Genomic DNA, 15,208 nt, shown 5'->3' on the forward strand with positions numbered 1-15,208 from the left:
AGGAGCCTCAAGATCCCGATAATTTAACATTTTATTTATTCGGCTCCAAATAATAATCCTATGAGTGTGGCTATTTCTCACTGCCTTGTCCGACAATCGCGTACTTCCTCACCATTCCCCTTAATTGGTTGTAGGTGAGCCCGAGTAATTCGGCGGCTTGTTTTTGGTTGTACTTGCTCTGTTTTAAGGCTTGATTGAGCAGTTTGATGTCTTGTTGTTCCTGCCATGCTTTGTAGTCAAGAGGCAAAGAAAACGAGTTCTCAGTAGAAGTATGGCTGTTGGATGGATCATTGCCAATTCCTTGAGAGGATTCTTGATTCGTGCCCCATGCTGGCTTGAACGGGTTAAATACCAAAGATTCAATAGGATATGAGTTATTGCCATGTTGGTAGATGGCACGCTCGATGACGTTTTTGAGCTCTCTGACATTACCCGGCCAAGAGTATGACAATAAAGATTCAATGGCTGATGGTGCAAAGCCAACAAATAGCTCAAGCTCTAATTCACGGCACATCTTAATAGCGTAGTATTCGGCCAGTAATGTGATGTCTTCTTTTCGCTCACGAAGAGGGGGAATAGTAATCACATCAAAGGCGAGTCTGTCCAATAAGTCAGCTCTGAATTCGCCCTTAGATGCCATCTCTGGTAGGTCTGCATTGGTCGCACACACCAGCCTTACATTTGCACTCAGTGCTTTTTGTCCACCAACACGTTCATATTGTCCGTATTCGATAACCCGCAATAGTTTCTCTTGAACTGCAAGGGGCGTTGTCGCGAGTTCATCAAGAAATAGTGTGCCGCCCTCTGCTCTTTCAAATCGGCCATGGTGACGACCTTTTGAACCGGTAAAGGAGCCTGACTCATGACCAAACAGCTCTGAATCAATTAAGCCTTCGTTCAGTGTTGAACAGTTTAGCGAGATCAGGGGCTGGTCCCAACGCTTTGAGAGGTAATGGAGCCTTTGTGCAATCAACTCTTTACCTGTACCACGCTCGCCAATGATCAGAATAGGTCTCTCTATTGGAGCCAGTTTAGAAACTTTGTCCAACACAGAAAGAAAGCTGGGTGATTCACCAATGAGATTCTGCTGCATAGCGAGTCCTTGTAGTAGCTGAGCGATGGTGGAGGTCATATAAGGGCTGTAATGGTGAAAAATACCAATACTTGGTTAAATTCATCATAGCATGATTCAGGTTAATCGCCATTGCATTGTAAGTGACTGATAATTAGTGCCTTAAAAGTTGGCACGCTACTTGGATTAGTTATGGTAGGTTTAACAACAAATGTAAATTAGCGAGCAAGTGGTGATGAGTCGCACAACGATTTAAAACGCATTTGCCTTCAATTGTAATTAAGGAGTTCCTCATGGGTATTTTTTCTCGCTTTGCAGACATCGTAAATTCAAACATCAGCGCATTATTAGACAAGGCTGAAGATCCTGAAAAAATGATTCGCCTGATCATCCAAGAAATGGAAGATACATTGGTAGAGGTTCGCACTAATTCAGCAAAAGCTATTGCGGACAAGAAAGAACTCGCTCGTAAAGTTGAAGCTATCGAAACTCAGATTCTTGATTGGCAGAATAAAGCGACACTGGCACTCACTAAGCAACGTGAAGATCTAGCGAGAGCAGCGCTGATCGAAAAGCAAAAGCTTGAAGACATCATCAAGAGTCTACACACAGAGCAAACGTTGGTGCATGAAACGATTGAGAAACTAACGAATGAGATTGGTAAGCTTGAAACTAAGATCGCAGAAACACGTGCTAAGCAGCAAGCATTGATGATCCGCAACAACGCAGCAAGCAATCGTCGTGATGTGCAAAAACATCTGCACTCAAGCAAAACCAGTGAAGCAATGGCGAAGTTTGAGCAATTCTCGCGTAAAGTGGATGAATTAGAAGCTGAAGCGGATGTTTACGCGAAGACAGGCAATGCAAAATCGTTAGACCAAGAATTTGCAGAACTACAAGCTCAAGATGAAATTGAAAAAGAGCTAGCGAAGCTGAAGCAACAAGTTGAAAACCGCGATAAATAATTCAGGAGTTGTCTATGTCCACATTTCTAATTGCAGGTCCACTGATTGTCTTTTTGATCTTCGTGGCACCGCTATGGTTATTCTTACATTACCGCAGCAAGAAGAAATCCAGTAATGGGCTATCGGAAACGGATCTTCAACGCCTGCATAAGCTTTCAGCACAAGCAGAGTCGATGCAAGATCGTGTAACAACGCTAGAAAAAATACTGGATGCGGAGTCACCTAACTGGAGACGAAACTATGAGTAGAGATCTGTATCGCGATCCAATTAACGGTAAGTTGTCTGGCGTGTGTGCAGGGTTGGCGAACTATTTCGGCCTGGAAGTTTGGCTGGTTCGTATCATGGTTATCTCTGCTGCACTTCTCGGTGGTAGTTTTTTGGTGTTATTGGCGTATATTGCTTTGACATTTATGCTTGAAAAACAACCACCTCAGTATGTCGACCAAATGAAGGCTAAACAAGAGCATACGCTCAAGCAAAAGCCTTGGGAAAAAGGGCAAACTGCAGAGTCGCTATTGAACACTTTAGAGGGTGATTTCCAGAAGTTAGAGACCAGTGTCCGCAACATGGAAGCTTATGTCACATCCGATACGTTTAAAGTGAACCGCGAATTCAAGAACATGTAGCGGCAAAACCTAAACAATATAAGATGACGGTTTAGGAAAATTTATTCCAAGCCGTTATTTTTTTTGATAATTTTCTCTAAATAAATCTTACGTCGACTGGTAAGTTACATGCGATTAATCTATGTTGTAAAATATTTATAGATATGGATGATCACCAATGTATAGAGCCTCCCTTGTCCTATTGACGGCTTTAGCTGGGTTGTCTGGGTGTGGTAAGGAGCTTCTTCCCGTCCCTGAACCTGAATCTAGACCCGCCAAACTCTTTACTGTCTCCGTCGGTAACAATGCTTTTGAGCGTAATTTCCCTGCTACAACTGAAGCTGGTGATAGAGCGGTACTCGCATTCCGCGTTCCCGGATTATTACAGAGCATCGACGTGACTGCTGGGCAGCATGTGTCGAAAGGCGATAAACTCGCCATGTTAAACCCTGATGAATATCAACTGCTAGAGAAGCAAGCACAAGCAAACTTTCAGCTTGCCGATGTTCAGTATCAACGTGCGATTAAACTGCGTAAAGACCGCGTAGTGTCAGAGCAAGATTTCGACCAAGCGAAAGCGAACCACAATTCGGCTCGCGCGATGCTTAATCAAGCGAATGCGAATCTTCGCTACACCACTTTAGTTGCCCCTTATGATGGCACCATTTCCATTATTCCAGCTGAAAATCATGAGTACATTGCCGCTAAAGAAGGCGTCATGAATATTCAAACTAATCAGATTCTTAAAGTCGTTTTCTTATTGCCCGACCAACTCATTGCGCGCTTTTCTTCTGGGTTTGAAACCGATGCGACCATGGTATTTGATGCGTTTCCTGAAAACTCCTACGTACTGACGTTCCAAGAGGTAGATACAGAAGCTGACCCAAAAACTGGTTCATATAAAGTGACCATGGTGATGGAAAGACCAACCGATATCGGCATCTTGCCAGGCATGTCTGGTACCGTGAATCTTGTGTCGGCCCAAGCAGCTGCAACCAAAATCCCGACCTCTGCCATGATGAGTGATGGCGATGATGTCTCAGTTTGGCGAGTGAATAGTGATGGTATCGTTGAAAAAGTGGCAATTGTGATTGATGAAAAACGTCACATTGTCTCTGGCCTAAACGATGGCGACCGCATCGTAACTTCTGGTGTGAATGGCCTTGAATCCGGGATTAAGGTTCGAGAGTGGATCAAGGAAAGGGGGCTATAACATGAGTGCATTCAAATTAGCGACAGGACTGTCATGTTTAGCTTTGCTGACCGCTTGTGGAGAAAAGTCTCAAGTAGAAGCCGAGAACATTCCATTAGTTAAAGCGATTGAGATTTCAGTATTAGATTTCAATGACAAACTCTATTTCCCTGCCGTTGCCAATGCGGCAGAAAAAGCACATCTGAGCTTTCGTGTGGCGGGCGAGATATACAGGCTCGATGTCAAAGAAGGCGAACGAGTTGAGGCTGGGGATGTGATTGCTGAGCTTGATCCTACGGACTATCAATTAGACGTCGATAATGCCCAAGCTCGATATACTGTGGTGAACAGCCAGTTCAGGCGTTCAAAGCCTCTAGTGAAAAAGGGCTTACTCGCGAAGTCTCAGTTTGATGAGATTGCCGCTCAACGTCAGATTGCATACGCCGAGTTAGAACTGGCGAAGCTTCGCTTGTCTTTCACTAAGCTCAAAGCTCCCGTTGATGGCATCATTTCCCGTGTCAGTGTCGACCAATTTGAGAACATTCAAGTGGGTCAGCAAATCGTGAATATTCACAGCGTCGAGGATGTTGAGGTGGTGATTCAGCTACCTGATCAAATCTACGTTAATCAGCCTAGCGAGGCCATCCTTGAAAATATGACGGCCTTGGTACGAGTTCCAAGCGGTAATGAGTATCCAGCAGGCATTAAAGAGTTCACAACAGAGCCCGATCCAAGCACCGGAACCTTTACCGTGACCTTGGCACTACCGATGCCTGAAGACGATCTGATTCTGGATGGTATGGCGGTCGATGTTACCTCACATGGTCGAGATATTGGCTTAGAACTGAAAGCCGGTGTTTTAGTACCTATTGAGGCGGTATTTAATGCTGACGGCGATGAACTTACTCGTAAGAATTCATTCGTCTGGGTCATTAATGACGACAACACAGTTTCAAAGCAGAAAGTGGTATTAGGTAAAGCCAATCAGAAAACGTTGCAAATAATCAAAGGATTAGAGATGGGGCAGCATATAGTTGTAGCGGGCGTATCGCGATTGCGAGATGGGATGACAGTGGAAGTATTATCTCAGGAGGCGAACAATGAGTGAAGCAAATAACAAGCCCCAGAATGACGCTCAACAGGGTGATGACCAGATCACGGGTGTAGCGGCTTATTTTATTCGCAATAAAGTCATCAGCTGGATGCTGTCGTTAATCTTCCTGATTGGTGGTGTGTCTGCCTTCTTTGGTTTGGGACGTCTAGAGGACCCGGCCTTTACCATCAAAGATGCGATGGTTGTCACCTCTTACCCGGGTGCGACACCGCAGCAAGTGGAAGAGGAAGTAACCTATCCGCTAGAGAAAGCGATCCAACAACTTACCTATGTTGACGAGGTTAACTCTATCTCCAGTCGAGGCCTGTCTCAGGTAACGGTAACGATGAAGAATAACTATGGCCCAGACGATCTGCCGCAGATTTGGGATGAACTTCGTCGAAAAGTGAATGATTTGAAAGTGTCACTGCCGCCCGGTGTGAACGATCCACAAGTCATCGATGATTTTGGTGATGTTTACGGTATTTTGCTTGCGGTAACCGGTGATGGCTACAGCTACAAAGAGCTGTTGGATTATATCGATTATTTAAGGCGTGAGCTGGAGCTAGTTGATGGGGTCAGTAAAGTTTCTGTTTCTGGTCAGCAGCAAGAGCAAGTATTCATCGAAATCTCGATGAAACGGATCAGTTCTTTGGGTATTTCGCCGAGCACGGTATTTAATCTTTTATCGACTCAAAACATTGTTTCCAGTGCAGGCGCGGTGAGAATTGGGGACGAATACATTCGTATCCATCCTACGGGCGAATTTCAGAACGTAGAACAGTTGGGTGATTTGATTCTGACCGAAGGTGGTGCTCAAGGCCTTATCTATCTAAAAGATGTGGCAGAAGTAACCCGCGGTTATGTTGAAGTACCGACTAACATTATCGGTTACAACGGCAAACTAGCGCTTAACCTTGGTGTGTCCTTTGCTCAAGGCGTAAACGTGGTCGCGGTGGGTGAAGCGTTTGACCGAAGACTTGCTGAATTGAAATACCAACAGCCAGTAGGCATCGACATTTCAGAAGTTTATAACCAACCTAAAGAAGTAGATAAGTCAGTAAGTGGCTTCGTGGTGAGCTTAGGGCAGGCTGTTGCAATCGTAATCGTGGTGCTGCTGTTCTTTATGGGTCTTCGTTCAGGTCTTCTGATTGGCTTGATACTGCTACTGACCGTGTTTGGCACCTTCATTTTCATGCAGTACTTCAAAATCGACCTACAACGTATCTCATTGGGTGCATTGGTTATCGCACTGGGGATGCTGGTGGATAACGCCATAGTGGTGGTTGAAGGGATATTGATCGGCACGCAGAAGGGGCGAACCCGGATGCAGGCTGCCACTGATATCGTAACTCAGACTAAATGGCCATTGCTGGGTGCAACGGTGATTGCGGTAACGGCATTTGCGCCAATCGGTTTGTCTGAAGACTCGACGGGTGAGTACTGTGGCACCTTGTTCACGGTTCTACTTATCTCGCTAATGTTGAGCTGGTTTACGGCTATCTCAATTACGCCATTCTTTGCCGATATCTTCTTTAAAGGCCAGAAGGTTGATGCTGATAATGAGGGCAAAGATCCGTATAATGGGATGGTTTTTGTTGTCTACAAAAACTTCCTAGAATTCTGTATGAAGCGTGCTTGGCTAACCATGATTGTTCTGGTTATTGGTCTCGGTGCGAGTGTTTACGGTTTTGGTTTCGTAAAACAAGCTTTCTTCCCATCATCGACAACACCTATGTTCCAAGTTGATGTTTGGATGCCGGAAGGGACCGATATTCGAGCGACCAACACTAAGCTTAAAGTGCTTGAAAGCTGGTTAGCTGAACAGGACGAAGTTGAACACATCACGACGACCGCAGGTAAAGGCTTGCAACGTTTCATGCTGACTTACGCGCCTGAGAAAAGCTATAGCGCTTATGGCGAGATAACAGTTCGCGTTAAGAGTTACGAAGTGCTTGAAGGGTTAATGAAGCGCTTCCGTGAGCATGTTAATGGTCAATTCCCTGAGATCGACTACAAGCTTAAAAAGATTGAGTTAGGGCCTGGTGGTGGTGCGAAGATTGAAGCTCGTATTGTAGGCTCTGATCCAACGGTATTACGTTCAATCGCAGCGCAAGTGATGGATGTCATGCGTGCTGATAGCGGTGCATTTAACGTTCGCCACGACTGGCGTGAAAGAACTAAGGTTCTAGAGCCTCAGTTCAATGAAAGCCAAGCTCGTCGTTACGGTATCACCAAGTCTGATGTTGATGATTTCCTCGCGATGTCTTTCTCTGGTAAGTCGATTGGTGTGTATCGTGATGGTACAACGCTGATGCCAATTGTGGCTCGTTTACCGGAAGATGAGCGTGTTGATATTCGTAACATCGAAGGTATGAAGATTTGGAGCCCTGCGCTAAGTGAATACATCCCACTACAACAAGTGACTTTAGGTTACGAGTTGGAATGGGAAGATCCACTGATCATCCGTAAAAACCGTAAGCGTATGCTGACAGTCATGGCGGATCCTGACCTACTGGGCGAAGAAACTGCTTCTACGCTACAAAAGCGCCTACAGCCACAAATTGAAGCGATTGAGATGCCACCTGGTTATTCTCTTGAGTGGGGTGGTGAGTATGAATCATCAGCTAAAGCGCAGGCATCTCTGTTTACAACCATGCCTCTTGGCTATTTGTTTATGTTCTTGATCACTGTGTTCCTGTTTAACTCAGTGAAAGAGCCGCTGATCGTCTGGTTAACGGTACCGCTGGCTTTAATTGGTGTGACGACTGGCTTGCTGGCCTTAAACACCCCATTTGGCTTTATGGCTCTGTTAGGTTTCTTGAGTCTATCCGGGATGCTTTTGAAGAACGGTATTGTACTGCTTGACCAAATCGAGATTGAGATGAAGTCAGGTAAGCACCCTTATGTGGCTATTGTTGATGCTGCACTAAGCCGTGTTCGCCCGGTATGTATGGCAGCGATTACGACGATTCTTGGTATGATTCCACTATTGCCTGATATCTTCTTCAAGCCAATGGCGGTAACCATTATGTTTGGTTTGGGCTTTGCGACGGTGCTGACGCTTATCGTCGTACCGGTACTGTACCGCCTTTTCCATAAGATTGACGTAGCATAACGCCAATTTACCTTTAAAATAATGCCCCTAACTGGGGCATTATTTTTATGTATTTTACTAAAGTGAGATTATTGAAATGGAAGCGAATGCTGCGGAGAGAACGTGTGCATGGGCACTTAAACATGAACTTGAAAGGGTATACCACGATACGGAATGGGGCGTGCCTGTCCATGATGATCAAGTGTTGTTTGAATTCATCACTCTAGAGGGAGCTCAAGCGGGGCTTAGTTGGATTACGATACTGAAAAAACGCGAATGCTATCGCGCGGCATTTGAGAACTACGACTTACACAAATTAGCCGAACTCGATGAAGACAATGTACCCAATATCATTGAAAATTTTGATGTGGTTAAGCATAAGGGCAAGATTGCTTCCGTGTACAACAATGCTCGTGCAGCGCTGGAACTTCAAAAAGAGTTCGGCTCTTTATCGAATGCCTTATGGCAGTTTGTTGATAACAAGGTGATCGATAATCAGTGGACAGAGATGTCACAAGTCCCTGCTTCTACTGAGCAATCTAGAACTATGAGTAAGTTTTTAAAAAAGAGAGGCTTTAAGTTTGTAGGTCAAACAATCTGTTACGCGTTTATGCAGGCAACAGGTATGGTGAATGACCATATGGTGAGTTGTCCCCACAGGTAGATTATTTATTGTCACGAAAAAAGTTACTTATAGGTGACAAAAAAGCACTAGCCATTTATAAACTATTCAATATTATATGTGATCGAATTTAAAGATAGAAAATGATAGTGAAACAACAAAACTACCAAATATGTGATGCTAGTTATGATCCCTTACTCAGGCAGTTTGTGCGTGAAGATGGACACGTAGAGACTATTGCGCCACTTGAAGGCAAGGTATTCCTCCTCTTGCTTGAAAACGTGGGCGAGTGCATCGAACGAGGTTTGATATTTGATAGATGCTGGGGCAATGTCATTGTTTCGGAACAAGCGCTTACCAATGTAATCTCAAAGATCAGAAAAACATTATCTAAGGTAACCTGTGGCTGTGCGACGATCCGAACTGTTAGTAAAAGCGGCTATTCTCTTGAAATCGATGAATCGAAAAAGGCAAGCCCAAGCACCCAAACTAGGTCTCAAGTAGACCTTGGTGAAGCTCAGTCTGCCTCTGAGGCTAGTATGATAGCAAAGCCTAAAATTCAAAAGGAGTCCAGTGTACCAGCAGATGCAGCATCAACGACAAGCCAGCAGCCTGTAGAGATTTCTTCGACTATCACTTCGGGCTCCACAACTTCAAATCAAGCGCACGGTTCGGTTGCACTTGGTTTATCAAATATCACTAGCAATAAGCATGCGGTAATAGCGGGCTATACATTCGCACTTATTTGTGTTCTCGTTACTGCGTTCAATCTACTCCAAACTTTCTACAAGCCAACGCCTTACTTTATTGATAAGTCGGAATATCGAGATAGTTACACAGACGATACTAACCACTACTTTTTCCATATTGCTCATGGAGATTCTTATTCGCTACCAGCGATAACAGAAAAGCTGACCAGTGTGATACCTAGCTATTGTAATGTGGATGTGTTTGTTCGTATTTATCCATCTGTCGACCAACCAGAGAGTGATGCTTTGTACATGTTAGTTCAAAGGAAGGATGGCGAGGCTCTCAATTACGGGGCGACAATTTTCAATGTAGAAACGTCTTTTGACTCGTTTGCTGCCTATATGGAAAAGAGGGGCTACTTTTGCGATTAATTGGCTTACTCATTTTATTAGCAATTGCATCGGTGAGCTTTTTTCTAGACCAGAACACACTAACCGGTACTCGATGGCATTGTAAAACGCTAAAAACGGATTTCTTATCTCAGGCATATCAACCGTACCAATCACTATATGAGCGAATAATCTTTACTTTTCAGTCTGACCAAACTTATAGCATGAGAGAGTTTGTGACGATCACTGAAAAAGACGGCACCGAAGGCACAATGGAAAACCTTTATTCTGGTTACTACGGTTTGGAGGGGGATCATTTGTCGATGAGCATTATTGACGTAAGAACCGCAACTCCATTTCATGATCCGATCATTAATCAGGAATACAGTGAGTACAAAGGAGTGACCATTGATTACTCGATTTTGGAGAAAGAGCGGTCCCTGTATTTGTTCAATGAACACCGCTCTGAAATCTTTAATTGGACATGCTACCAAGTTCAATAATGAACTTTAAAGCACTTTGCGTCAGTTGTGGAGCTATAGTCTACTGAGGCGCAGAACTGGAAAAGGCAGGAGTACCCTGCCTTTTTTGTATGTTGAATATACCGTTTCTAGTTAAACCAGAGCGCTGTAGCGATCTAATCCTGCCTCTAGGTCTGCAATCAGATCATCAACACTTTCTAAGCCGATATGTATACGAATTAAAGTACCGTCGAAGTTTGGATTTGCTACTGTTCTTAGGCTGTCAAAGCTGCTCGGCTCGTTCGCGAGAATTAAGCTCTCAAATCCACCCCATGAGTAGCCCATGCTGAAGTGTTTCATACCATCAAGCAGCGCTGTGGTTGCTTGTGTATTCGAGTTCTTTAGCACAAACGAAAACAGGCCATTACCACCGGTAAAATCTCGTTTAAAAAATTCATGACCAGGGCATGATTCAAGAGCAGGGTGACGAACGTGGTCTACCTCAGGTCGAGTTTCTAACCACTTCGCGACTTTTAAACTGCTTTCCGCATGTTGGCGTAGTCGCACTTCTAAGGTACGAATGCCGCGCAGGCCAAGGTAAGCGTCATCTGGTGAAACACATTGGCCCATTAAGTAGCTTTGTTCCCTTAGTTGATCCCAGCACTTCTCGTTGGCAACGGCAGTACCTAACATCACATCAGAGTGACCGACGATGTATTTAGTCGCCGCTTGAATTGAGATATCAACACCAAAATCAAATGGAGAAAAATTAACACCAGCAGCCCACGTGTTGTCTAACATCACGGTGATGTCATGCTCGTGAGCAATGCGCGCAAGTGTTGGAACATCCTGAACTTCCATGGTGATTGAACCTGGAGACTCGGTAAATAACACCTTGGTATTTGGTTTGATAAGCTCTTTGATGCCTTCGCCAATTGTTGGTTCGTAGTAGGTGGTTTCTACGCCCATCTTTTTCATGATGGTGTCACAGAAATCGCGAGTTGGCTCGTAGCAAGTGTCAACCATCAGAATATGGTCACCTGTTTCTACAAAAGAAAGGATCGTATTGGAGATGGCTGCCGTTCCACAAGGGTAGAGTGCACAGCCTGCGCCGCCTTCCACTTCAACCATCGCATCTTGGAGGGCAAAATGAGTGTTGGTTCCACGACGTCCGTAAAAAAGGGTCTTGTTAGCGCGGTTAATCGTCGCTTTACGCTTCTCTTCTACTGAGTTAAATACCACAGTTGAAGCGCGTTGTACTGGTGGGTTAACAACACCATTGGTCCACTTCTTATCACGACCGGCTGTGATCAGTTTAGTGGTTTTGTTCTCGGACATGCTATGAATTCCTTATCAATCGGTTATGTCCTATTTAAAACATGCCAAGAGTATTCAAAGCAAGAGCGGAGCGGGGTTTTTTACGCTTTTCTTACGATTTTTAATCTTTCACTCAGTAAAGAGCGAAAGATTAAAATGATCGATGGGGAAACGGCGAGCTATTACAGCTAACCGCTTAAATTACAGAAGAGGATTGAACAGATAGAACAGTCTTTCAAAGAAGCGGTTGCGTAAACTTCTTTGCTCCCACTGCTCTAACTCAACTGAGTAAGATGAATCGATGTAAGATTTCTGCAGCTCAGAGAGGTTCTGAGTGAAATGCACATCATCCACGGCGAGCGTTACTTCGAAGTTGAGCCATAAACTGCGCATGTCTATATTGACCGTTCCAATCAAGCAGAACTCTTCATCGATGACTACCGACTTGGTATGAAGAAGACCACCATAGAATTCGTAGATCTTAACGCCGGCTTCGAGCAATTCGGTATAGAAAGCGCGAGAGGCCCATTTTACCATCAACGAATCATTGTTATGGGGAATGAGGAGTTCGACGTTGACACCACGTTGAGCTGTCATCTTAAGTGTTTCTAATAAGTCCGCACTCGGTACAAAATAAGGGGTCGTAATACGCACGGTATGGTTAGCCTGATTGATCGCAATAGTCAGAACCTGCAGGATCAAAAACTCCGGCATACCTGGGCCCGACGGCACAACTTGTACGGGATGATGCGTCACCGCTTCTTCTACAGAACATTCTGGTAGTTCAGGTAGAATGCGGTCTCCGGTTTCTACTTCCCAGTCCCAACCATGGATTGCAGAGAGTACGTTAACGGTTGGACCTGTCACACGAACCATAACATCGATCCACTGGCCAACACCTGAGCTCTGTTTGAAATGAGCAGGGTCAACCATATTCATCGAGCCTGTGTAAGCAATAGTCTCATCAATCACGATGATCTTACGGTGCTGCCTTAGATCAAGGCGTCGCAAGAAAATACGCCAAGGGCTTACTTCCAGAGCTTGTACAACCTGCACACCGGCATCTTCCATCATAAGCAGCCAATGGCTTTTGAAAAAGCGTGGGCTACCCGCTGAATCGAGCAAAACTTTAACATCTACACCACGTTTTGCTGCGTGAATCAGAGCAGAGGCCACTGAATCTGTTAGGCCGCCTGGGTGCCAAATATAGAAAACCATCTTAATACTGGTTTGGGCATTTTCTATATCTTCGATGATTGCGTGTAGGATTTCGTTTGGTGACGATTGTAGGGATAGAGTATTTCCACTGAGCGCAGGAATGCCCATTCGATTGTTACAAAGCTCGTCGATCTTATGGATAGGGGAGCCGACTTTTCCTGGTTGGTGAAGTTGGCAATCGTTCAATTGACGGAACCAATCTCCAAAGGGAGTAAACATGCGATGTGCGCGCTCAGCCCTTTTTCTACCGAGGTTCAGTTCACCAAAAAGGAAGTAACAAGCCACCCCTACAATTGGGATAATGTAGATAACCATAAGCCAGGCGAGAGAAACGCTGACAGAGCGTCGTTTTAGTACAACACGCAGTGTTACACCGGCTACAAGGACCCAGTACAAAGCGACAGAGGCTAAAGTTAAAAAATGGTAGAGCTTTTCCACATTGAATACTCGAAAAAAGAGACACTTAGATAGTAATGCTATTTTACGAATATGGGAATTCAAGGAATCAACTATTTACAAATTAGAGCAAAGGCTGTAAACAGGTTATAGTTGTTAAGTTTTGGTTAACTTAAGACGGAAACGGTAGTTTTGTATGAAAAAGCGGCATTTAATCATAAAAACTCACATTTTTAGCGGGAAACATACGGTTCGGGCTTCCAATTATACTCTTAAACTGCTTTACTTGCTATACAAGTAGCGTCAATCAAACCTTCTAGGTGTGTAAAGCCGTTTGTACACCTTATCTTTTAAAGACGCCACCTAAAGCAAAACACAACATCACACAACACAAATTTTGGAGTAAACGTGGCTACTAGTAATACAACCACAACACCCCGTGATACCTGGGGTTCGAAGTTAGGATTCGTAATGGCTGCAGCAGGTTCTGCTGTTGGCTTAGGTAACATTTGGAAATTCCCATACACAGCAGGCGAGAGTGGCGGTGGTGCATTCGTTGCAATTTACCTGTTTTTTGTAATTTTCATCGGTTTCAGTGTAATGCTGACTGAATTTGCTATCGGCCGTCATACGCAAAAATCAGCAGTAGGTGCATTTAAATCAACTGACCGTCGTTGGACTTTCACAGGTGTTATTGGCGTAGTAAGTGGTCTACTGATCATGGGTTTCTACCCTGTAGTGGGCGGCTGGTCTATCGCATACATCGGTAAGATTGCTGGTGGTCTTCTAGACGCACCTGAAGCAATCGGTGATAGCTTCGGTGGTTTCATCTCTCACCCAGTTCAACCACTAATGTGGATGGGTCTATACCTTCTTCTTAACGTTGTTATCGTTATGAAAGGTATCTCGGGCGGTATCGAGAAAGCGGGTAAAGTTCTAATGCCATTGCTATTCTTGATCCTTATCGTGGTATCGATCAAAGGTCTGACTCTTCCAGGTTCTATGGCTGGTCTTGAGTTTCTATTCAGCCCTGACTTTTCTAAGGTAGACAGTAACGTAATTCTAGCTGCACTTGGCCAAGCATTCTTCTCACTATCTCTAGGTATGGGTTGTATGTTGACTTACGGTTCTTACCTTAAGAAGAAAGAAAACCTGGTTCAAACTACCGCTATGGTTACCGCAATGGATACAGGTGTTGCTATCCTTGCTGGTGTTGCAATGTTCCCAGCGATGTTCGCATTCGGTATGGAACCAGCAGCAGGTCCTGGTCTAGTGTTCGTTGTTGTTCCTCAGCTATTTGCTGAAATGGGCGGCGTAATCGGTCTTCTATTCGCACTTATGTTCTTCATCGGTCTAAGTGTTGCGGCTCTAACATCTTCAGTTTCTCTACTTGAGGTTGTGGTTTCTTACCTAATCGACGAGAAAGGCATGAAACGTGTAACAGCAGTAGTGTCTGCAAGTGTTGTAATGGCTGCGCTATGTATCTTCGCTTCTCTATCTCTAGGCGGCGTTGGTCCAACACTATTCGACACTGGCGCATTTGATATCTTCGACCTACTAACAGATAAGATCTTCCTAGCTGTTGGCGGTATGCTGGTATGTATCTTCGCCGGTTGGAGACTAAACCGTGCAGACCTAGAGAAAGAAATCACTAACGACGGTGAAGTATCTTTCCCTCTATTCGGTCTATGGTACGCACTAGTTAAGTACATAATCCCAGTAGCTATCGCAATTGTTGCGTTCATGGGTATCTCTTCTGGCTTCGACAGCGGTAAAGGTGCAATCATGCTACTAGGTATTGGTATTATTGCTGGTTTTGCGCTTATCTCTAAGAAGCTATAATCGCAAGCGAAGTAAATAACGAAAAAACGGGAGCAATGGCTCCCGTTTTTTTATGTCTGCAACTTAATAATTGGTAAAAATGACCACTAATATTCACAAAAGTAATTCATATGGCGTGTTAACTGTAAATGCTAAGGCTATATAGGTCGTTGTTTATTTAGGGAGGTGTTGTGTGAAACTATCCTGTGAGAAAAAAGATTTATGCCGGGTTTGGCTCAATTTTGGCGGTGCTTGTTATCTTAGTTACC

The 15,208-nt window shown here is 44.4% G+C and carries 13 protein-coding genes; 10 read left to right on the forward strand and 3 right to left on the reverse strand.

Annotated features, from left to right (window positions below; translation table 11 throughout):
* Nucleotides 1-70: 70 nt before the first annotated feature.
* Nucleotides 71-1,093, reverse strand: a complete 1,023-nt coding sequence (gene pspF, locus A3712_RS03930) for a phage shock protein operon transcriptional activator (RefSeq protein WP_063522376.1) — start codon at nucleotides 1,091-1,093, stop codon at nucleotides 71-73.
* A 272-nt stretch (nucleotides 1,094-1,365) separates the two neighbouring features.
* Between pspF and pspA the strand changes: the two genes are divergently transcribed.
* The 9 genes from pspA to A3712_RS03975 all read left to right on the forward strand — a co-directional run bounded on the left by pspA (nucleotide 1,366) and on the right by A3712_RS03975 (nucleotide 10,229).
* Nucleotides 1,366-2,037, forward strand: a complete 672-nt coding sequence (gene pspA / locus A3712_RS03935; RefSeq protein ID WP_063522377.1) for a phage shock protein PspA — start codon at nucleotides 1,366-1,368, stop codon at nucleotides 2,035-2,037.
* Between the two features lie 14 nt (nucleotides 2,038-2,051).
* Nucleotides 2,052-2,285, forward strand: coding sequence for an envelope stress response membrane protein PspB (gene pspB, locus A3712_RS03940; RefSeq protein ID WP_004742066.1), 234 nt, complete (start codon nucleotides 2,052-2,054; stop codon nucleotides 2,283-2,285).
* Entirely contained in the window at nucleotides 2,278-2,664 is a 387-nt protein-coding gene (gene pspC, locus A3712_RS03945) for an envelope stress response membrane protein PspC (protein WP_008222647.1), read from the forward strand. The genes pspB and pspC overlap by 8 nt, the downstream gene beginning before the upstream one ends.
* A 157-nt stretch (nucleotides 2,665-2,821) precedes the next feature.
* A complete protein-coding gene (locus A3712_RS03950) occupies nucleotides 2,822-3,856 on the forward strand; it encodes an efflux RND transporter periplasmic adaptor subunit (protein ID WP_063522378.1) in 1,035 nt (344 codons plus the stop codon).
* Nucleotide 3,857: 1 nt separating this feature from the next.
* Nucleotides 3,858-4,943: an efflux RND transporter periplasmic adaptor subunit gene (locus A3712_RS03955; protein WP_063522379.1), complete on the forward strand. Its 1,086-nt coding sequence runs from the start codon at nucleotides 3,858-3,860 to the stop codon at nucleotides 4,941-4,943.
* On the forward strand, nucleotides 4,936-8,046 hold the full coding sequence (locus A3712_RS03960; protein WP_063522380.1) for an efflux RND transporter permease subunit: 3,111 nt from the start codon (nucleotides 4,936-4,938) through the stop codon (nucleotides 8,044-8,046). The genes A3712_RS03955 and A3712_RS03960 overlap by 8 nt, the downstream gene beginning before the upstream one ends.
* 76 nt (nucleotides 8,047-8,122) lie before the next feature.
* A complete protein-coding gene (locus tag A3712_RS03965) occupies nucleotides 8,123-8,689 on the forward strand; it encodes a DNA-3-methyladenine glycosylase I (protein WP_063522381.1) in 567 nt (188 codons plus the stop codon).
* Nucleotides 8,690-8,796: 107 nt separating this feature from the next.
* Nucleotides 8,797-9,768 carry a winged helix-turn-helix domain-containing protein gene (locus A3712_RS03970; protein ID WP_063522532.1) on the forward strand — a complete coding sequence of 324 codons (972 nt, stop codon included), beginning with the start codon at nucleotides 8,797-8,799 and terminating at the stop codon, nucleotides 9,766-9,768.
* Nucleotides 9,759-10,229, forward strand: a complete 471-nt coding sequence (locus tag A3712_RS03975; RefSeq protein WP_063522382.1) for a hypothetical protein — start codon at nucleotides 9,759-9,761, stop codon at nucleotides 10,227-10,229. The genes A3712_RS03970 and A3712_RS03975 overlap by 10 nt, the downstream gene beginning before the upstream one ends.
* Before the next feature lie 111 nt (nucleotides 10,230-10,340).
* On the opposite strand, the gene A3712_RS03980 is transcribed toward A3712_RS03975, so the two are convergent.
* Nucleotides 10,341-11,525: a cystathionine beta-lyase gene (locus tag A3712_RS03980; RefSeq protein ID WP_063522383.1), complete on the reverse strand. Its 1,185-nt coding sequence runs from the start codon at nucleotides 11,523-11,525 to the stop codon at nucleotides 10,341-10,343.
* 180 nt (nucleotides 11,526-11,705) lie between these two features.
* Nucleotides 11,706-13,160 carry a cardiolipin synthase gene (gene cls, locus A3712_RS03985; RefSeq protein WP_063522384.1) on the reverse strand — a complete coding sequence of 485 codons (1,455 nt, stop codon included), beginning with the start codon at nucleotides 13,158-13,160 and terminating at the stop codon, nucleotides 11,706-11,708.
* A gap of 366 nt (nucleotides 13,161-13,526) precedes the next feature.
* Between cls and A3712_RS03990 the strand changes: the two genes are divergently transcribed.
* A complete protein-coding gene (locus A3712_RS03990; RefSeq protein WP_082856169.1) occupies nucleotides 13,527-14,960 on the forward strand; it encodes a sodium-dependent transporter in 1,434 nt (477 codons plus the stop codon).
* Nucleotides 14,961-15,208 lie beyond the last annotated feature (248 nt).

Origin of the sequence: Vibrio sp. HI00D65 (assembly GCF_001635455.1) — a bacterium.
In the GTDB taxonomy this organism is placed as follows: Bacteria; Pseudomonadota; Gammaproteobacteria; order Enterobacterales; family Vibrionaceae; genus Vibrio.